20 protein-coding genes are annotated in these 19700 nt (G+C 54.8%); 10 read left to right on the top strand and 10 right to left on the bottom strand.

Annotated elements, in window-relative coordinates:
* Positions 1-89: 89 nt before the first annotated feature.
* Complete coding sequence (locus tag IM313_RS12265) at positions 90-1016, top strand: LysR family transcriptional regulator (protein ID WP_048999241.1); 927 nt, start codon at positions 90-92, stop codon at positions 1014-1016.
* Here IM313_RS12265 and IM313_RS12260 read toward each other — a convergent pair.
* Complete coding sequence (locus IM313_RS12260; protein WP_063437492.1) at positions 1011-1703, bottom strand: aspartate/glutamate racemase; 693 nt, start codon at positions 1701-1703, stop codon at positions 1011-1013. The two genes, IM313_RS12265 and IM313_RS12260, sit on opposite strands and share 6 nt — an antisense overlap.
* Positions 1704-1836: 133 nt before the next feature.
* Here IM313_RS12260 and IM313_RS12255 point away from each other — a divergent pair, with 133 nt between their 5' ends.
* The gene (locus tag IM313_RS12255; RefSeq protein ID WP_028014296.1) at positions 1837-2160 is read left to right on the top strand and encodes a cupin domain-containing protein; all 324 of its coding nucleotides are present in this window, start codon (positions 1837-1839) and stop codon (positions 2158-2160) included.
* A gap of 37 nt (positions 2161-2197) precedes the next feature.
* Here IM313_RS12255 and wzz(fepE) read toward each other — a convergent pair whose 3' ends face one another.
* The 6 genes from wzz(fepE) to IM313_RS12225 form a co-directional block, all read right to left on the bottom strand.
* Positions 2198-3322: an LPS O-antigen length regulator Wzz(fepE) gene (wzz(fepE), locus tag IM313_RS12250; protein WP_048999239.1), complete on the bottom strand. Its 1125-nt coding sequence runs from the start codon at positions 3320-3322 to the stop codon at positions 2198-2200.
* A gap of 187 nt (positions 3323-3509) precedes the next feature.
* Positions 3510-4925: a sugar porter family MFS transporter gene (locus IM313_RS12245; RefSeq protein ID WP_028014298.1), complete on the bottom strand. Its 1416-nt coding sequence runs from the start codon at positions 4923-4925 to the stop codon at positions 3510-3512.
* 312 nt (positions 4926-5237) lie between these two features.
* Positions 5238-5999, bottom strand: a complete 762-nt coding sequence (kduD, locus tag IM313_RS12240) for a 2-dehydro-3-deoxy-D-gluconate 5-dehydrogenase KduD (protein ID WP_048999238.1) — start codon at positions 5997-5999, stop codon at positions 5238-5240.
* Between the two features lie 63 nt (positions 6000-6062).
* A complete protein-coding gene (kduI, locus tag IM313_RS12235) occupies positions 6063-6899 on the bottom strand; it encodes a 5-dehydro-4-deoxy-D-glucuronate isomerase (RefSeq protein ID WP_059358101.1) in 837 nt (278 codons plus the stop codon).
* A 235-nt stretch (positions 6900-7134) separates the two neighbouring features.
* Positions 7135-8313: an acetyl-CoA C-acetyltransferase gene (locus tag IM313_RS12230; protein WP_028014300.1), complete on the bottom strand. Its 1179-nt coding sequence runs from the start codon at positions 8311-8313 to the stop codon at positions 7135-7137.
* 93 nt (positions 8314-8406) lie between these two features.
* Complete coding sequence (locus IM313_RS12225; RefSeq protein WP_192971660.1) at positions 8407-9273, bottom strand: LysR family transcriptional regulator; 867 nt, start codon at positions 9271-9273, stop codon at positions 8407-8409.
* Positions 9274-9377: 104 nt separating this feature from the next.
* Between IM313_RS12225 and IM313_RS12220 the strand changes: the two genes are divergently transcribed.
* Both IM313_RS12220 and IM313_RS12215 read left to right on the top strand, forming a co-directional pair.
* Positions 9378-9839, top strand: coding sequence for a multidrug/biocide efflux PACE transporter (locus IM313_RS12220; protein ID WP_041908370.1), 462 nt, complete (start codon positions 9378-9380; stop codon positions 9837-9839).
* Between the two features lie 119 nt (positions 9840-9958).
* Positions 9959-11188 (top strand): amino acid permease, encoded by a 1230-nt coding sequence (locus IM313_RS12215; RefSeq protein WP_045260918.1) that lies wholly within the window; start codon positions 9959-9961, stop codon positions 11186-11188.
* A gap of 36 nt (positions 11189-11224) precedes the next feature.
* Here the strand turns inward: IM313_RS12215 and IM313_RS12210 are convergent, their stop codons facing one another.
* Positions 11225-11497 carry a GNAT family N-acetyltransferase gene (locus tag IM313_RS12210; RefSeq protein ID WP_028014304.1) on the bottom strand — a complete coding sequence of 91 codons (273 nt, stop codon included), beginning with the start codon at positions 11495-11497 and terminating at the stop codon, positions 11225-11227.
* A gap of 10 nt (positions 11498-11507) precedes the next feature.
* The gene (yjdI, locus tag IM313_RS12205; RefSeq protein ID WP_041908367.1) at positions 11508-11738 is read right to left on the bottom strand and encodes a 4Fe-4S mono-cluster protein YjdI; all 231 of its coding nucleotides are present in this window, start codon (positions 11736-11738) and stop codon (positions 11508-11510) included.
* Positions 11739-11916: 178 nt separating this feature from the next.
* Between yjdI and IM313_RS12200 the strand changes: the two genes are divergently transcribed.
* The 5 genes from IM313_RS12200 to IM313_RS12180 all read left to right on the top strand — a co-directional run bounded on the left by IM313_RS12200 (position 11917) and on the right by IM313_RS12180 (position 18405).
* Positions 11917-13557, top strand: coding sequence for a sensor histidine kinase (locus IM313_RS12200; protein WP_192971659.1), 1641 nt, complete (start codon positions 11917-11919; stop codon positions 13555-13557).
* Complete coding sequence (locus tag IM313_RS12195; RefSeq protein ID WP_075206212.1) at positions 13541-14236, top strand: response regulator; 696 nt, start codon at positions 13541-13543, stop codon at positions 14234-14236. Before IM313_RS12200 ends, IM313_RS12195 begins: the two co-directional genes overlap by 17 nt.
* Positions 14237-14404: 168 nt before the next feature.
* On the top strand, positions 14405-15493 hold the full coding sequence (locus IM313_RS12190) for an ABC transporter substrate-binding protein (RefSeq protein WP_028014307.1): 1089 nt from the start codon (positions 14405-14407) through the stop codon (positions 15491-15493).
* A gap of 79 nt (positions 15494-15572) precedes the next feature.
* Complete coding sequence (locus IM313_RS12185) at positions 15573-17342, top strand: iron ABC transporter permease (RefSeq protein ID WP_045260923.1); 1770 nt, start codon at positions 15573-15575, stop codon at positions 17340-17342.
* Entirely contained in the window at positions 17335-18405 is a 1071-nt protein-coding gene (locus IM313_RS12180) for an ABC transporter ATP-binding protein (RefSeq protein WP_192971658.1), read from the top strand. The genes IM313_RS12185 and IM313_RS12180 overlap by 8 nt, the downstream gene beginning before the upstream one ends.
* A 76-nt stretch (positions 18406-18481) precedes the next feature.
* Here IM313_RS12180 and IM313_RS12175 read toward each other — a convergent pair whose 3' ends face one another.
* Positions 18482-18853 carry a hypothetical protein gene (locus IM313_RS12175; RefSeq protein ID WP_370528544.1) on the bottom strand — a complete coding sequence of 124 codons (372 nt, stop codon included), beginning with the start codon at positions 18851-18853 and terminating at the stop codon, positions 18482-18484.
* Positions 18854-19057: 204 nt separating this feature from the next.
* Between IM313_RS12175 and IM313_RS12170 the strand changes: the two genes are divergently transcribed.
* A partial coding sequence (locus IM313_RS12170; protein WP_193056098.1) for an AAA family ATPase occupies positions 19058-19700 on the top strand: 643 nt, incomplete at its 3' end.

The raw sequence follows: 19700 nt of genomic DNA, 5'->3' as shown, positions 1-19700 counted from the left end.
ACGCCACAGCGGAAGCAGAATAAAAAATATCGTTTTATCGCGAGTCTATGCAAAAATGATATGGACAGTTCCTTGCCTTCAGGTGCCCTATGCCCGCCGTCAATTTACGCCACATCGAGATTTTTCACGCCGTGATGACCACCGGCAATCTCACCGAAGCCGCGCAGATGCTGCATACCTCGCAGCCGACGGTCAGCCGCGAGCTGGCGCGCTTCGAGAAAGTGCTGGGGCTGAAGCTGTTCGAACGCGCCCGGGGCAGGCTTCACCCGACGGTGCAGGGGTTGCGCCTGTTTGAGGAAGTGCAGCGCTCATGGTACGGGCTGGACAGAATCGTCAGCGCGGCGGAAAGCCTGCGCGAGTTTCGTCAGGGCGAGCTGTCGATTGTCTGCCTGCCCGTCTTCTCTCAGTCCTTCTTACCGACGCTGCTCCAGCCTTTTCTGGCCCGCTATCCTGAGGTCAATCTCACCATCGTCCCGCAGGAGTCGCCTCTGCTTGAAGAGTGGCTGTCGGCACAGCGGCACGATCTCGGGTTAACCGAAACCCTTTCGACACCCGCAGGAACGGCGCGCACGGAACTGCTCGCGCTGGATGAAGTGTGCGTTCTGCCCGCCGGGCATCGGCTTGCCCACAAAGCAGTGCTGACACCCGCGGATTTTCATGGTGAAAACTACATTAGCCTGTCGCAAACGGACAGCTACCGGCAGCTGCTGGATACGCTTTTTTCTGAGCATCAGGTGAAGCGGCGGATGGTCGTTGAAACCCACAGCGCGGCGTCAATATGCGCGATGGTGCGCGCGGGCGTTGGCGTTGCGGTCGTCAATCCGCTTACGGCGCTGGACTATGCAGGAAGCGGGATCGTCATCCGCCGTTTTAGCGTTTCCGTCCCGTTCACCGTAAGCCTTATCCGCCCGCTGCACCGTCCGGCTTCCGCGCTGGTGGACGCATTCACCGAACACTTAGTTGAGCATGCGCGTCAGGTGGCGCTTCGCTTACCTGACCTGCAAAACCCGTTATGACAGCATAAATTCCACGGCATCTGCCGCGTGAATGGCCGCGGTATCAAACACCGGGATGGGGCTTCGTTCGGCCGGCACCAGCAAACCGATCTCCGTGCAGCCGAAAATCACCCCTTCAGCCCCCTGCTGCGCCAGTTTATCTATTACGCTGACGTAATATGCGCGGGAGGTTTCGCTGAAGGTTCCGAGGCAGAGCTCGTCGAAGATAATCTGATTGATGCGCGCCCGGTTCCCCTCATCCGGGATCAGGCTTTCAATCCCAAACTCGCTGTGCAAGCGCCCGCGATAGAAATCCTGCTCCATGGTGTAACGTGTGCCCAGCAAGGCCACGCGCGACATTCCCGAAGCGCGAATGGCGCGTCCGGTGGCGTCCGCGATGTGCAGGAACGGCAGCGAACAGCGCGCTTCAATGTGCGAGGCCACTTTGTGCATCGTGTTGGTACACAGCAGAATGCCCTGCGCCCCCGCACGCTCCAGCCCCAGCGCGGCATCAGCCAGGATTTCTCCGGCTTTATCCCATTCGCCGCTCGACTGGCAGGCTTCGATTTCATGAAAATCAACGCTGTGCAGCAGCAGGCTCGCGGAGTGCAGGCCGCCCAGACGCTGCTTTACGCCTTCGTTAATCAGGCGGTAATAAGGGATTGTCGATTCCCAGCTCATCCCACCTATCAGGCCAATCGTTTTCATCATCGCTCCTTATCTGTTTAAGCCAGTGAAGCAAACTTGTGATCCTGTTTCCAGTTCTTTATTACGTCGTTTTCTTTTTAAGCTGGCCAATGTAAATTAAATAAAACACTGTTTTATTATGAAGGGCAAAGCCATGTTTATGTTCCACAAAGAGACCGCGTCTGAAGATCTGGGGAACGGCGTTACGCGTCGCGTGCTGGCCCACGGCGGCAGGATGATGGCGGTTGAAGTACAGTTTGAGCAGGGCGCGATTGGCCCACTGCATAACCACCCGCACGAACAGTTAACCTATGTTCTCTCTGGTGAATTTGAGTTTACCATTGGTGAAGAGAAGCATGTCGTAACGGCGGGAGATACCCTCTACAAACAACCACATGTGATGCACGGCTGCGTCTGCCTCAGGGCCGGCACGCTGCTGGACACCTTTACGCCTGTGCGCGAGGATTTCCTGAAATAAAAAAGGCGCTGTAGCAGCGCCTTCATGTGTGCAGAATTTATTCCGTTACCGGCTCTGGCAATGGGTTTCGGCTGAGCATGGCCTCACGGAGTAATACGCTGCCGCAGGCAAACAGAGCGCCAAGGATCGCCGCCAGAATGACAATCATGCCTTTGCCCGGGCCGTCTTTTTTCACCGGCATCGATGGCGAAAGCTGATACCTGAATGGCTCAAGCTTAACGTCTGCGAAGGAGAGTTTTTTCAGCTGCGCCAGGTAATATTCCCGGTTCTGGAAGTCCGCGTTCAGCTCCGTCACATCCTTCAGATTTTTTTCAATCCTTAGCTTTTCCGCGATACCGTCAGCCCCGAGCGCAACGGAGTAATCCGGATCGTCTTTTATCCCTTGTCCGTTGCTATAAACAGGCTTCTTAATGCCCGCCGCATTCGCCACTTCCAGCGAATAGTTCAGCCGCTGCAGGTTGGTGTTATGCACATTGGTCAGACGAACGCGGTCGAGCGTCAGCTGCTGCTCTACCTCGTTCGTTTTGAGGGCGATTTGGTTGCGGATATTCTGCACCGTTTCTTTCTCAACAATTGCCGAGATATAGTTGATATACCCCTCCAGAACGGATTGGGCATCGGCTGCGGTCGGCGCGGTGAAGCTCAATGTCCAGGAGACGAAAGGCGCTTTATCCGCATCTTTTCCCTGAACATCATTCACCGCTTTCATTTTGTCTGCAATATTGACAACCGCACGGTGCAGTTCAAGCGGGTCCACTTGCGCATTCTTGAGCTGCGCCATCACGTAAGGGGAAGAGGTCATATACTCTTCAAGCAATGACTGCGACTGGAATTTTTTAATAAACAGGTCAAAGACTTCCTGACGGGTAACCGGCACCTTCACATCAAGAACCTGCAGCGCAACCATCATCTGGCTCAGCGGGTTCCACTGTGTCTGTTCCGCCGGAGTGATCACCGCTTTACTGGTCCATTTTTGCGGCAGTAGAAGCGCAATTGCCAGACCTGCCAGCGCGAAAACAAAGATAATGGTGGCAATGCGTTTTTTCGCGGTAATCAGAATATCTAACAGGCCCAGAAGATCGATCTCTTTTGAACTGACTGCTGGAGGAGCATATGAGGAAAAATCGAGGTCCGTATTTTTTTTGAAATCCATTGCTGACATAGCCGTTCTTCTGTTTCGGGTGCAGTAAATTCCTGCCGGGTGAGTTCAGTTGCCCGATAATACAAGAAAATAAGAATAATCTGAACGCGAGAATGGACTATCTGAGGAATTGCTATCAAAGTTGGTAGTTATTCAGCATCACGCTAACAAAACGCCGGGTGGCGCTGCGCTTACCCGGCATTAACCCTTACACGCCGATATTTCGCAGTTTCTCCCCGCTCATCAGCTTGCGTTCAATATGTTCCAGCGTCACGCCTTTGGTTTCTGGAATTAGCCAGAATGTCACGCCAATAAACGCCACGTTCAGCACCGTATAGAGCCAGAAGGTTCCCGCCGCGCCAATCGCATCCAGCAGCGTCAGGAAGGTCGCACCGATGATCATGTTCGACACCCAGTTGGTGGTGGTGGAACAGGTGATACCAAAATCGCGACATTTCAGCGGCTGAATTTCAGAGCACAGGATCCACACCACCGGCGCGGCGCTCATCGCGTAGCCAGCAATACACATCATGGTCATGCCCACGGAGAGCCAGGAGAGGCCGCTGGACGCCGTGCCGTTATCAAACTGCATCAGGCAGTAGCCGAGGATCAGGGTGCCGAGCGCCATCACGCTAAAGCCAATTTTCAGCGCAGGCTTACGACCGGCCTTATCGACGGTGAACACCGCAATAAAGGTGGCGAACATAAAGGTCAGCCCCACCACCAGCGTGGCGATCATCTGCTGTTCCGTGGTGGTAAAACCGGCCATTTTGAAGATGCGCGGGGCGTAATACATGATGATGTTCATCCCCGTGAACTGCTGCATCGCCTGCAGCAACATCCCGAGGAACACCGCGCGGCGCACGTTGCGGTTAGCCTTAAACAGCGACCAGCCGCCCTGCTTCAGCTTCAGGCTTTCGCGGATCTCGTTCAGCTCTTCACGCGCTTTCTCAGACGTGTCGCGCAGCATGCGCAGCACCTCTTCCGCTTCCACGTGACGCCCTTTTTGCGCCAGCCAGCGCGGACTATTGGGCAGGAAGATCACTAAAACAATCAGCACTACCGCAGGCAGCGCCAGCACGCCGAGCATCGCCCGCCAGTTACCGCTGTAGCTGAAGTACGTATCGGACAGGAACGCCAGCACGATGCCCAGCGTCACCATCAGCTGGTACATGCTAATCATCTTGCCGCGCACGTTCTCGCTCGCCATTTCGGAGAGATACAGCGGCGCGGTGTAGGAGGCAATCCCCACCGCCACGCCCAGCAGCACGCGGGAGAGCAGCAGCACTTCAACGTTAGTGGCAAACGCCGAACCAATGGACCCGGCAACAAACAGGACCGCCCCGACCATCAGGCTGTATTTACGCCCAAGGCGGAACGAAAGCCAGCCGTTAAACAGCGCACCGATGGCCGCGCCGAGCATCATGCTGCTCACCACCCACTCCTGCAGGCGGTTACTCAGCGTAAAGTGATCGGTAATAAACGGCAGCGCCCCGGCGATCACGCCGATATCCAGGCCGAACAACAAACCGGCCACGGCTGCCGCAATGGAGACAAACTGGTTCATGCGGCGGGTATCGCGCAGCGCGGCGGGCATCAGGGTAGAGTCATTTATAGATGTCATATTTTTCCTGCCTCAACAGCAAAATTCGTTAAATGAAATTACGAGATAGCGGGAAAAAGTGTCAGGGCGGAATTCGTGAAGATATGGATTATTTCGCTATGGCATAGCGATATGTGATGGACATTACAATTTCAACTAATGCTGGATAATCACCTGATATTACTAACTCCTTAATTTTTAAATAATAAAAGTGTGATGGCAGTCATCTATGATTTTTAAGTATGGATTTTTCGTGTTTATCAATATGGACTTTGACAAATTTTAAGCAAAAAAACCTCCGCCGAAGAGCAGAGGTATTTGTCATAAGTTAGGTTATCGCGCCAGCCAGCCGCCATCAACCGCGACGGTATAACCATTGATATAGTCCGATGCCGGGGAAGCCAGGAACACTACCGGCCCCATCAGATCGCTCGGCAGCCCCCAGCGGCCCGCCGGAATACGCTCCAGGATCGCCGCACTGCGTTCTTCGTCCGCGCGAAGCTGCTGGGTGTTGTTGGTGGCCATGTAGCCCGGCGCAATCGCGTTGACGTTGATGTTGTGCTGCGCCCATTCGTTCGCCAGCAGGCGGGTCACGCCCATCACCGCGCTTTTCGACGCGGTGTAAGACGGCACGCGGATGCCGCCCTGGAAGGAGAGCATCGACGCGATGTTAATGATCTTGCCGCCCTTGCCCTGCGCGATGAAGTGCTTCGCCGCCGCCTGGGACATAAAGAATACGCTCTTGATGTTCAGGTTCATGACATCGTCCCAGTCGGTCTCGCTGAAGTTAATCGCGTCTTCACGGCGGATCAGCCCCGCGTTGTTGACCAGAATGTCGATATGGCCAAATTCCGCCACCGCGCGATCCAGCAGCTCCGGAATAGCGTCGATTTTACGCAGGTCGGCGGTCAGGCTGAGAAAACGGCGGCCCAGAGAGGTTACGCGTTCGATGGTTTCCGTGGGCTCAACGATGTTAATCCCGACGATATCACAGCCCGCTTCCGCCAGGCCTAACGCCATCCCCTGGCCCAGTCCGGTGTCACACCCGGAAACCACGGCCACTTTACCCTGCAGAGAAAATGCATCCAGAATCATGTTTGTTCCTTACTCTTTCAGCGCCTGTCATCAACAGGCAGATGTATGCTTAACTGCCCGCGACTAGCGCAGATCCTTAACCGCGACGTGGTCCATGTCATCGAAGACCTGGTTTTCTCCAACCATCCCCCAGATGAAGGTATAGGCTTTCGTCCCCACGCCGGAGTGAATAGACCAGCTGGGTGAAATCACCGCCTGCTCGTTATGCATGACGATATGGCGAGTTTCCTGAGGCTGTCCCATCATGTGGAACACGCAGGCGTCTTCATCCATGTTGAAGTAGAAGTAGACTTCCATGCGGCGTTCGTGGGTATGGCACGGCATGGTGTTCCACAGGTTGCCCGGGGCCAGTTCGGTCAGACCCATGCTGAGCTGGCAGGTTTCCAGCACATCCGGCACGAAGTATTTATTGATGGTGCGGCGGTTGCTGGTGAGGTTGTCGCCCAGCGTCACGGGCGCAACGTCCGCGGGCGTTACTTTTTGGGTTGGATAAGCGGTGTGCGCCGGGGCGCAGTTGTAGTAAAACTTTGCGGGTTTACCGCCGTCGATGCTGGCAAAGACCACCTCTTTCGCCCCTTTGCCGACGTACAGCCCGTCGCGGTGGCCAATCTCGTAGCACTGGCCGTCCACGGTAATCGTGCCCGGCCCGCCAATATTAATCACGCCCAGTTCACGACGCTCCAGGAAGTAGCTTACGCCCAGCTGCTTGCCTACTTCACCGCCCACGGAGACGGTTTTAGCCACCGGCATAATGCCACCCACGATAATGCGGTCGATGTGGCTATAGACCATGGTGTATTTATCGGCTTCGAACACCTGCTCAATTAAAAACTCGCTGCGCAGTCCCTGAGTATCCAGCGTTTTGGCGTGCGCGCTGTGGATGCTTTGTCTGACGTCCACGGTAACCTCCAGATGTGGTCATGCCCGAAGGCAGAAATTAAACGAAACGACGTTTCGTTTTATGATGAGCACATACTAGCGGCATAAAATAGGGTTTTCAATTGTAATTAAAACAACGTTTCATTTTTTGTTTTTGTTTATAACAGAAATGACGCGCGGATCACGATTACTTCCCATGAAGAGAAGAACACGATAAAAAAAACCTCCCGAAGGAGGTTTTTTAAGGGAGGAGAAATTAGCGTTCGATGGCGAGCGCCACACCCTGTCCGCCGCCTATACAGAGGGTAGCGATCCCTTTGCGCGCGTTTCGCTTTTTCATTTCGTGGACCAGCGAAACCAGGATTCGGCAGCCGGACGCGCCGATGGGATGACCCAGCGCAATTGCACCGCCGTTCACGTTGACCCGCAGCGGATCCCACTCCAGCATTTTGCCGACCGAGATCGCCTGCGCGGCAAAGGCTTCGTTCACTTCAATCAGATCGACATCCGAAAGCTGCCACCCTGCGCGCTCCAGGCAGCGACGGGTAGCGTAGACCGGCGCAATCCCCATCAACGCAGGATCCACGCCCACGCTGGCAAACGCCTTAATGCGGGCCAGCACGGGGAGATCGAGCTCAAGGGCTTTACTTTCGCTCATCATCATCACGGCGGCGGCACCGTCGTTAATGGACGAGGCATTGCCTGCGGTGACCGAGCCCTGCGTTTCAAACGCGGGATTCAGTCTCGCCAGGCCTTCCGCGCTGGCATCCGTGCGCGGCTGTTCATCGGTATCGACGACGATCGCCTCGCCGTTCTGACGCTGCGTGCTGACCGGGACAATCTCGTCGCGAAAGCGACCGGAATCAATCGCGGCACGCGCTTTTTGCTGCGAACTGAGCGCATAGGCGTCCTGCAATTCGCGGCTAATGCCGTACTCGCGCGCCAGGTTTTCTGCCGTCACGCCCATATGATAGTCGTTGAACGCATCCCACAGCCCGTCATGCACAAGGCTGTCGAGCAGCTGGCTGTTACCCAGCTGCGCGCCGGTTCGGCTATCGGTGAGAACGTGCGGCGCGCGGCTCATGTTCTCTTGTCCGCCAGCTATAACCACATCCGCTTCACCGCACTGAATGGCCTGGGTGGCGAGATGCAGCGCTTTTAACCCTGAACCACAGACGTCGTTGATGGTAATGGCGGAGACGGTGTTGGGCAGCCCACCCTTCAGCGCCGCCTGACGCGCAGGGTTTTGCCCGGCACCGGCCGTGAGAACCTGCCCCAGGATCACCTCATCAACTTCATGGGCTGCGATCCCGCTACGTTCCACCAGCGCTTTAACGACCACGCTGCCCAGATCAACCGCCGAGTGACGCGCAAGCGCTCCCTGAAAACAGCCGATAGCCGTACGCAACGCACCCACTATTACGACATCTTTCATCACGACCTCTGTGTTAAATGACATGACGATAGTAGAGGATTGTTACTGGCAATTATCTTAATTGTTTAAAAATAGTGAGTTTAATCACAAGGATTAGCGTGCATCCTGCAGATACTGCCGCAGCCAGCTTCCGGCCACGCCGGGAGGGGATCGTTTATTCCACAGCAGATCGATGCCGATCGCCCGTGGCCAGCCGGGAACATTGAGCTGTACCAGCGACTTCGCGGCGGCGAATTCAGCCACCAGCGCGCACGGCAGCACGCACCAGCCGAACCCCTGGACGGCCATACTCAGCAGTAACAGGTAGTTCGGCGCTGACCAGACGGGCCCGCGCGCGATCTCAGCCTCGCGCTCAAGGAAGGTGCTGAGCCTCAGTTCCCGCCAGCCGTGCAGCTCGTCGCTCTGCACCTCGTGTTGTCCGGCGAGCGGATGCGTGGTCGCGGCATATATCGCCATTCGGGTCTGCATCGGCAGCCTGGTAGCGCCAATATCCGTAGGATAACCGTCTCGCGCTTCCGTCAGCCCCACCTGCGCGCGCTCCTTTTGCAGCAGATCGATCACGTCCTCTTCCTCGCCAATCAGGCATTCGAACTCCGTGTGGGGAAAGCGAGCGTCAAACTGCTTCATCAGATCTTCAAGCACGTCGGGGTTGAGGGTATCGGAGAGGACAAACGTCAGACGCGCCTCCGTTTGTGCCGTTAACGACACCGCCAGTTCATCCAGCCGCGTGCTGGCGGCGAGGATGGCCTGCACATAGCCCAGCACCTGTTCCCCCTGGACCGTTAACACCGGCTGGCGCGCCGAGCGGTCAAACAGTTCGAAACCCAGATCGGCTTCAAGATTGGCAATGGAGGTGCTGATCGTCGACTGGCTTTTACGCAGCCTGCGCGCGGCAGCAGAGAAAGAGCCTGCCGCAACGGTCTCAACAAACGCGGTAAGAGCTTCAGGTGAATAGCGCATAAACTATCTACTTTATCGATGGATACCATCTTTAATATATCAGCTTTAGCGATAAAAATAGGCTACATCAACGCCCATACCGGTGAATAAATGAGGTCTACACTATGCAACATCAGGATGCACTCCAACGTAAGCTGCCGGAGCGGATCTTTCATGCTGTCTGTTTCGAAGGGATTGCCACGGCAATTCTCGCCCCCACGGCGGCATGGCTGATGCAGCGCTCGGTGGTGGAGATGGGTGGGTTAACCATTATCCTGGCTACCACCGCCATGCTCTGGAACATTATCTATAACTTCGGTTTCGACCGTTTCTGGCCTGTCCAGCGCGTAAAACGTACGGCAAAAGTGCGCGCGCTGCACGCCCTGGGGTTCGAATGCGGGTTTATTGTAATCGGCGTGTCGATTGTCGCCGCCGTGCTGGGCGTGACCCTGCTTGAGGCATTCACGTTAGAAATTGGTTTCTTCCTGTTCTTCCTGCCATACACCATGTTCTATAACTGGGCATACGATAACCTGCGTGAGAAATTCCTTAAGCGTCGCCAGCAACGACGCGCTCTGGCAGGCTAAACCCCCGCTGGCCGGACGCCTGTTCCGGCCAAACTCCGTCGAAGCAACTGCGCTCTTCAGGCATAACTATGGTAAATTGCACGCCATTCTGATGGTTTGTTAGTTGAAACGTTGCTCTAATGTCGAAAATTTGGTCAAAAGATGAGACTCTCTGGAGTTTCGCTCTCTATGGCACGGCCGTGGGCGCAGGAACGCTGTTCTTGCCCATTCAGCTGGGCTCCGCAGGCGCTATTGTCCTGTTTATCACCGCCCTCGTGGCCTATCCGTTAACCTACTGGCCGCACCGGGCGCTGGCGCAATTTATTCTCTCGTCAAACACAAAAGGTAATGAAGGGATCACCGGCGCCGTCTCCCACTACTATGGTAAGAAGATTGGCAATCTGATCACCACGCTCTATTTCATCGCCTTTTTTGTGGTGGTGCAGATTTATGCGGTGGCCATTACCAACTCGTTAACCGAGCAGCTGGCAAAACACCTGACGGTGGACACCACCGTTCGCGTGCTGGTCAGCCTGGGGGTGGTGCTGGTATTGAATCTGATTTTCCTGATGGGACGGCATATCACGATAAAAGTGATGGGTTTCCTTGTGTTTCCGCTGATTGCCTATTTCCTGTTTGTCTCGATCTATCTCACCGGAGGCTGGCAGCCCTCGTTGCTCACCAGCCAGATGGCCTTCGATCGCCAAACGCTGCATCAGGTATGGATTTCAATTCCGGTGATGGTGTTTGCCTTTAGCCATACCCCGATTATCTCAACGTTTGCCGTTGACCGTCGCGAGAAGTTTGCCGACGGTGCCATGGATAAATGCAAGAAGATCATGAAGGTGGCGTACCTGATTATCTGCCTGAGCGTGCTGTTCTTTGTCTTCAGTTGCCTGCTCTCTATCCCACCGTCCTATATTATGGCCGCCAAAGAGCAGGGGGTGACGATTCTGTCAGCGCTGTCGATGATGCCGTCTTCCCCAGCCTGGCTCGGCATTTCCGGGATTATCGTGGCGATCGTAGCGATGTCGAAATCGTTCCTCGGCACCTATTTTGGGGTGATTGAAGGGGCGACGGAGATCGTGAAGTCGTCGCTAAATCAAGTGGGGATTAAAAAGAGCCGCGCCTTTAACCGCGCGATTTCCATTATGGGAGTGTCGTTAATCACCTTTGCGGTCTGCTGCATTAACCCGAACGCCATCTCGATGATTTACGCTATCAGCGGCCCGCTTATCGCCATGATCCTGTTTATCATGCCGACGCTGTCGACGTATCTGATCCCTTCCCTGAAACCGTACCGCTCAATTGGCAGCCTGCTGACGCTGGTCGTCGGCGTGCTGTGCGTGTCGGTGATGTTTGTTGGCTAGACGTACTCGTGCCCGGCGTGCTGCCGGGCGCGTTATTTAGGCCCGAATATCGTCATATTCCCGCGTCTTATCAAACTCATGCTTCGCAAACGGGCACAGCGGAATAATTTTGCGGTTCTCACCGCGCATCTTCTCCACCACTTTCGCCACCAGCTGTTTACCGACGCCCTGCCCTTTCAGGCTCTCATCCACATCAGTATGCTCGATAATGCTCAGGTGCTCGCCGGTCGGCACGAAGACAATCTCTGCGACCTGGTTGCCGTTCTCATCATTCACGTAAAACTTGTTATGGCCTTCCAGAATATCCATGGTTCCTCGCTTATTTTTGGCGATACTTCAGCGCACCGCTCGGGCAGGTATCAATCACGCGTACAACCGTTTCAACGTCCACTTCATCGGGAATGATCCACGGCTTACGTTTCAGATTAAACAGCTTTGCGCTCCCACGCACGCAGTTACCTGAGTGTTTGCAGATCCCGGTATTAAAGTAAACGTCAATTTTCTCGCCGGTATAGGCCCGGTACCCCTCATCCAGTAGTTCTTTATCCATGACATTGCCTCTGTAATTATTATCGTGCTGAATGAAGCATAGCCTTACGGGATCCTGATGGCTATAACGCCGAAAACGAAAAGCCAGGTCACAACTCTTTTCTCGCCAGATTGCGTCCGCTATTGGCACATGTCAGGCTCCGCAAATCTCTCACTTTCATAGGGCTAGCACAGGTTGAATGAAACGCAGACTCTCTTTTCAGGTAAAGCTGTTTTTAGCGCTGGTGTGCTTCTCCTGCCTGCTGTTAGTTCTGCTGGGAACGATCCTGTTTCATTTTATTGACCGACAGCTACACCACGATTTGGGCCAGCGCGCCCGGGTTCAGGCCAGTGAAATCGCCCTGATACCGGGTCTGGCGGAAATGGTGGCAGCCAGAGATATCCCCGGTATCGCCCGCTTAATACAGCCGCTGCGTGCCGAAAGCGATGCCAGCTATATTGTGATTGGCGATACCCGGGAACAGCACCTTTATCATTCGGAATCACCGGAGCGCATTAATTTACCGATGATTGGAGGGGATAATGCGGAGGTGTTAAAAGGCAAAACCATTATTTCCGTGCGTCAGGGCGGGATTGGGGTGTCGCTGCGCAGCAAAGCGCCAATCTTTAATGCGCAGCATCAGGTAATTGGCATCGTCTCGGTCGGCTATCTGACCTCGTATATCGCCAATATTAACGCCCGCATTCTCTGGCAGGCTGGACTGTACGGTATTGCCCTTCTGCTGTTGCTGTTTATTTTCTCCTGGCTGTTTACCCGCAATCTTAAAAAGCAGATGTTCCGCCTTGAGCCGAAAGATATCGCCCAGCTGGTTTTGCAGCAACGTGCGCTATTAGAAGCGATGTACGAGGGGGTATTTGCCATCAATGAAGAGAAGCAGCTGATTCTAATAAACCGGGCAGCCAGGGAGATGCTGGATATTCATCAAAGTGAGAAAGAACTTATCGGCAAACCGCTGGAAGTCGTTCTGCAGATGTCGCCGGGCTTTTTATCCCAGCGCTACGCCTCGGTAAGCGCTGGTCGCCACGACCAGATCGCAGTCCTTAACCAGCGAGAGGTGATCGTTAACCGCGTGGCGATTGAGGTCGACCCCGGCGTTGAAAGCGGCTGGGTATACAGCTTTCGCGACAAAAACGACATTAACACCCTCAGCAGCCAACTGAGCCAGATCAAGCGCTATGCGGACAACCTGCGCATTATGCGCCACGAGCAGCTGAACTGGACCGCGACGCTGGTGGGGCTGCTGCAGATGAAACACTATGACGAGGCGATCCGTTACATCCAGATGCAGTCAGAAGGCGCGCAGCGCGTGCTGGACTTCGTTTCGGCCCATTTTTCCTCTCCGGCCCTGTGCGGGCTGCTGTTAGGAAAATACGTCAGCGCACGCGAAAAAGGCGTTGAACTGCAGTTTGACCCGGCCTGCCAGCTCACCCGCATGCCCGGCACGCTCAACGAAACGGAGCTGATGTCCATTATTGGTAACCTGCTGGATAACGCGGTGGACGCGACCCTTAAGGCACCGGTCCCCGCGCCGGTGGAACTCTACATTTCTGACCGCAACCAGGAGTTGTTGATAGAGGTGGCAGACAAAGGCTGCGGTGTGGATGAGGCGGTGAAGCCACACATTTTCCGCCAGGGGTTCAGCAGCAAACCGGAAAGTGAAAACGACATTGTGGGTACCGAGCACGGTATTGGCCTGTTTCTGGTGGCAGGCTATATCAGGAAAGCGGGCGGCAGCATAGAAATCGCCGACAACACGCCGCAGGGCACCATTTTTTCTGTGTTTATTCCCAATGGACAACAGCATGACCCAACCACTTGACGTTGTGATCGTTGAAGATGAACCGCACCTGGCGGAACTGCATCGCGAGTATATCGAGCAGAATTTTCACTTGCGCGTGGTGGGCATCGCCGCGTCGATTGAGCAGGCATGCAGCCTGATTCGTCAGCATCAGCCGCGGCTTATCCTGCTGGACAACTACCTCCCGGACGGTAAAGGCGTGGAGCTCATCGATAACCCGCTGCTGAAAAGCTATGAATGCTCGGTGATCTTCATCACCGCCGCCAGCGATATGCAGACCTGCAGCCATGCCATGCGCAGCGGCGCGTTTGACTACCTGATCAAGCCCGTCTTTTTCCAGCGCCTGCACGCCTCGCTGGAGCGGTTTATGCGCTTCGTCCACACCGTGCAGCAGGTGAAAGTGGTCGACCAGCACGCGCTGGATCGTCTGTTTAATCTGCCTGCCGCGGAAGCCTCCATTACGCCGTCGACGAAGGGCATTGAACCCCAAACGCTGGAAAGGATTAAACGCCTGTTCGCCGAACATCCCGACAGCGCGATGTCGGTTGAAGAGGTGGTGGAAAACGTGGGGATCAGCAAAACCACGGGGCGTCGCTACCTGGAATACTGCGTGGAGAGCGGGTTAATCATCGTCGAAATGCTGTATGGCAATATTGGTCATCCACGGCGGCTATACCGCAAAGCCGACGATAAACCGTAATCCGAAACCGTTCGCAGGCAAACGTTCGCGGATTTTATGGTGTTAATTGCTGAAACGATGGTGACAGTCACACTTCGGAATCATTGCCCGCGCCTCCCTATTGTCGGAGGCGCGCTTTACGCTATGTTGACAATTAGTTCCTCAAATGTAACTAAAAGGTTAACTATAATGTCGAACACGTTCCGAATTTCTCTGCTTACCGCTACCGTACTGTTCTCTGCTTCTGCACTCTCTGCCCTGCCGCAGGGCTATCCTGCTGAGTATCAAAAAGTTGTCGATGCCGCCACCAAAGAGGGCAAGGTGGTGATTTACTCCACCACCGACACCAAAGCCGCCGGGCCGCTGATTGCGGGCTTCGAAAAAACCTACCCGGGCATCAAAGTTGAATACAACGACATGAACAGCACCGAGCTGTACAACCGTTTTATCAGCGAACAGGCCTCCGGTGGCGGTAGCGGCGACGTGGTCTGGAGCTCCTCAATGGACACCGGGCTGAAACTCGCCACCGACTACGCCATGGAGTACAAATCGCCGGAGCAAAGTCAGCTGCCGAAATGGGCAGTCTGGAAAGATAAGGCATACGGCACCACCTATGAGCCAGTGGTCTTTATCTACAACAAGCGCCTGATCCCGGCTGGCGACGTGCCGGATTCTCACGCTGCGCTGGCGAAGCTGATTGCCAGCCAGACGGACAAATTCAAGAGCAAAGTCACCACCTACGACATCGAAAAATCGGGTCTTGGCTTTATGCTTTCCGTGCAGGATCACAAGGCCGATCCAAACTACTTTAAAACCCTGGCCGACGTCGCCAAAGGCGGCTTAGCAGTGCAGTCATCAACGGGCACCATGATGGAGAGGGTTTCCTCCGGTGAAAACCTGATCGGCTTTAACATCCTCGGATCCTATGCTGAAGCCCGTGCGAAGAACGATCCTTCTCTCGGCATTTCGTACCCGAAAGATTACACGCTGGTGCTCTCGCGCGTGTCGTTCATCAGCCAGCAGGCGCAAAACAGCAATGCGGCAAAACTGTGGCTTGACTATGTGCTGTCTGAAAAAGGGCAAAGCATTCTGGCCAGTCAGGCGGATATTCCCTCCATCCGTAACGATATCGAAGGCAAAAATGATATTGACGGCCTGACCAAAATCCTCGGTAACGCGCTGAAGCCGATCCCGGTTGATGAAACGCTGCTGGAGTACCTGCAGCCGAAAAAACGCCTGGAGTACATCAAAGAGTGGCGTGCAGCCGCCGCCAAATAAGCGTTCGGGCGCGGCGCACGCCGTCGCGCTCCCTGTCGACTGAGTTCGTTTTATTGGGCTGCAACACCAGGGATACCCCATGAATACATTACGCAGAAAGTGGCAAAGCCTGCCGCGCGGCATCGTCGTGCTGATAACCGCTCTGGTTATCTACACGCCGCTGTCATTTATCGTGATACAGAGCTTCCTGTCCGCTCCGTTCTTTTCTCCGGCAAAAGAGTGGAGCCTTGAATCATTTGGCTTTATCTTCACCGACCCTGATTTCTATAAGGCCCTGAGAAGCGGCTTTATTCTCGCCTTCGGGCTGGTCATCATCGCCATTCCGCTGGGTGGCGTGCTGGCGTTTCTGATGGTTCGCACCGACCTGCCCGGCCGCCGCCTGATTGAACCGCTGATCCTGGTCCCCATTTTCGTATCGCCGATGGTGCTCGGCTTTGGCTATGTGGTGGCTGCCGGTCCCGTGGGCTTTCTGTCCCTGTGGGCGCAGGCGCTGATCGGCTTTGTGCCGTGGAACATCTACGATATGTCGAGCATCGTGGTCATTGCTGGCCTGACGCACGTGCCGCATGCCTATCTCTATATTTCATCCGCGCTGCGCAGCGTCGGCTCTGATGTGGAAGAAGCCGCGCGCATTGCGGGTGCCTCTCCGCTGCAGGTGATGACCTCCGTCAGCCTGCCGATGGTGCGCCCGTCGATCCTGTACGCCATCGTGCTGCTGTTCTTCCTCGGGCTGGAAGTATTTGGCCTGATGCTGGTGCTCGGCGATCCGGAAGGCAATATGGTGCTGGCAACCTACCTGTACCAGCTGACGAACAAGCTCGGCACACCGTCATATCACCTGATGGCGGCGGTTGCCGTAGTGCTGATCTGCATCACCATCCCGCTGGTGATGCTCCAGCGTCGTCTGATGCGCACCGCCAACCGCTTCGTCACTATGAAAGGGAAAGCCTCCCAGGCTCGCGCGTTACCGCTGGGCAAATGGCGCTGGGTTGCCGGGGCGGTGGTTGCCTTCTGGCTCACCGTCACCATCGGCGTGCCGCTGCTCGGCGTGGTGCTGCGCGCGTTTATCTCCAACTGGGGTGTGGGCGTTTCGCTGTGGGATGAGCTTTCGCTGAGCACTTTCCGCACCATCTGGGCACAGCCCAACCTGCTGCGCGCCATCGTCAACTCCATGGCAATTGGGGTGATTGGCGGCGCGCTGGCCGTGGCGTGCTACCTGTTCGTCGGGATTGCGATGCACCGTAAACCGGATAACACCACGCGCTTCCTGGACTACAGCGTGCTGGTGCCGCGCGCCGTGCCTGGCCTGCTTGCCGGTCTGGCGTTCCTGTGGGTGTTCCTGTTCCTGCCGATGTGGCTGGACAACTCGCTGAAATCCGGCTGGCTTTCCGGGTTCGCCTGGACCGACTGGATGCGCGAGAACGTCATCGTCTGGCTGCGTTCGCTGCGCAGCACCATTTTCAGCGTCTGGCTGGCCTATACCGTGGTGTGGATGGCTTACGGGCTGAGGCTTATCTCTTCCACGCTGCTGCAGGTGGGGCCAGAGCTTGAAGAAGCCGCGCGCAGCACCGGGGCGACGCGCGGGCAGATCACCCGCCATGTGACCATTCCCCTCTCCCGCTACGGTCTTATTGGTTCGTGGCTGCTGATGTTTCTGATCTTTGAGCGCGAATACTCAACGGGTGTGTATCTGCTTTCCCCCGGCACGGAGACCATCGGTTCAATGCTGGTTTCCCTCTGGGCCGCGGGTGCCATTGATATCGTGGCGGCGCTCTCTTTCATTAACATCCTGCTGGTCGTGGTAGGTCTGGGCATTGCCCTTCGTTTCGGAGTGAAAATACATGATTGAATTAGCGGTTGACGATCTGCACTTAACCTACGGCGACAATCCTGTTTTAAAAGGTGTCTCCATGAACCTGAAGCGCGGCGAAGTGGTCTCCTTGTTAGGCCCCTCCGGCAGTGGTAAAACCACCCTGCTGCGTGCCGTCGCGGGTCTGGAAAAACCGACGCAGGGGTCGATTGTCATTGGCAACAATAAAGTTTACGACGGCACGCCGCGCAGTGAGATCCCGGCAGAAGAGCGTAACCTGGGGCTGGTGTTCCAGTCCTATGCCCTGTGGCCGCACAAAACCGTGTTTGAGAACGTGGCCTATCCGCTCAAGCTGCGTAAAGTTCCGGCCAAAGAGATCCAGCAGCGCGTACAGGACGTACTGGACCAGCTGGGTCTGGGCCATCTTGGCAAACGTCACCCGCACCAGCTCTCCGGCGGGCAACAGCAGCGCGTGGCGATTGGCCGGGCGCTGGTGTACAACCCACCGGTGATTTTGCTGGACGAGCCACTTTCCAACCTCGACGCCAAGCTGCGCGAAGAGGCCCGCGTGTTCCTGCGCGAGCTGATTATCAAACTCGGGCTATCCGCGCTGATGGTGACGCACGACCAGAACGAAGCGATGTCCATATCCGACCGCATCCTGCTGCTTAACAACGGCAAAATTGAGCAACAGGGCACGCCGCAGGAGATGTACGGCTCGCCGAAAACGCTGTTTACCGCAGAGTTTATGGGCAGCAACAACCGCCTGCACGGCAAGGTCACCGAAGTGCGCGACGGCAGAGCGCGTATCGAAGGGAAAGGCTGGGTGCTGTGGGGCCTGGCGGGCGAAGGGGTACAGAGCGGTAATGACGCTACGGCGGTGATCCGGGTCGAGCGCGTGGCGGTGGTTGAGGGGCCAGGGGAAAATCAGCTTGAGCTGCCGCTGCTCACCAGCATGTATCTTGGCGACCGCTGGGAGTACCTGTTCCGCACGCCGGGAGATGATTTTGTCATTCGCGCATATGGGCATGAGGTTCGGGATCCGCAGCACTGCCATCTTTCGCTGCCGGAGAAGCATGTTTGGGTGTTCCCGAAAGGGTGAAAAGGCTGCAGGATGCGGCCTTTTTTGCTTTGACAGAGTGAGAGCATGCAACCTACGCCCTCAAATATTTAATTAATTATACCTTTCCGATGTCAACAACTTCTGCGCTTGCCCGGCTTACTGAGATTGCGGAATGCCCTAGGCTGCCGCAGATGGCGGCAGTGGCACGGCCGATCTCGCGCAGGAGTTCCGTGACGGCCATTACGTAATGGCGCCGCAGGCTACCCCTGCGGTTGGACTCCAGGGAAGCGGCCCCTAGCATGTCGGCGAGAATGCTAAGGAACGAGGCCATGGTCTGCCAACTACGGGCGGAGTTGAGGGAAAGCAGGTAGGCCCGAGCAGGATTAACCGGGCCTTTACCTCCGGGCAGCATCGGCATGAAATTCTCATTGGGCAGAATGACAGCTGGCGACAGGTTAAGCTCCGGAGCATCAGATATCAGGGGCATTCAGGGCCCCGTCCGGGGCGGAAGTCCTCCGGCGCGCTGCGTGAAATACCGAGGTAAGTGATACCGAAAAGCGTACCGCAGAGTGTCTACTTTTCAAAGGTACATTTTAATAAGTAGAGATTTATTATTATTTTTTAATAAGTTAAGATAAACTGAGTAAAGTTTCAGACGGTTAGAAGATGGCTAATATAAATTTAGAGGGAAATGAATAAAATTATGATTAGACCAATAGCTATACATGCAAAAAATTATAAGGCTTATAAAAAAATAGATTTAGATATCAGCAAAATGAATATCTTTATCGGAAAAAATAGTGCTGGCAAAAGTGCTCTTACGCGCTTAATTCCAATGATTTTGAAATCATTGAATTTAACTAATGGCAATGTATTAGATTTTTCTCCTTTAGACATAGATATCGCTGCAACATATCAAGATTTAGTTCACGGACATAAAGAATATACTAAACTTGAACTTGGTGCGACATTTGATTGTGAAGGGATAATTATAAATTTCATAACCGAATTAAGATATTCAACGGAATTAAGTCAGTTAGTGGTATCAAAATTTTCATGCTCTTATGATGAGGTTTGTTTTAATGCTGAAATGGACTTGGAGGAACTGGAATCAAATAATAACCTTAGATATTTTGTTGAAGACGAATTTACGTTATTAGATTTTGATGGGCTAATCCCTTCTGGTCATAACCTACCAGTGAAACATCTAAACACATTTGAACTCCTTGATAAAATAAAAAATTATAACTTTAATTTAAGTTACCTGGGACCTTTTCGATCTGAACTTAATCGGACATATACTTCTAAAATTATCAAGAATTATGACATTGGAG

Source organism: Enterobacter cloacae complex sp. P2B (assembly GCF_014895985.1).
In the GTDB taxonomy this organism is placed as follows: Bacteria; Pseudomonadota; Gammaproteobacteria; order Enterobacterales; family Enterobacteriaceae; genus Enterobacter; species Enterobacter bugandensis.
This window is presented reverse-complemented; position numbering and strand designations above follow the sequence as displayed.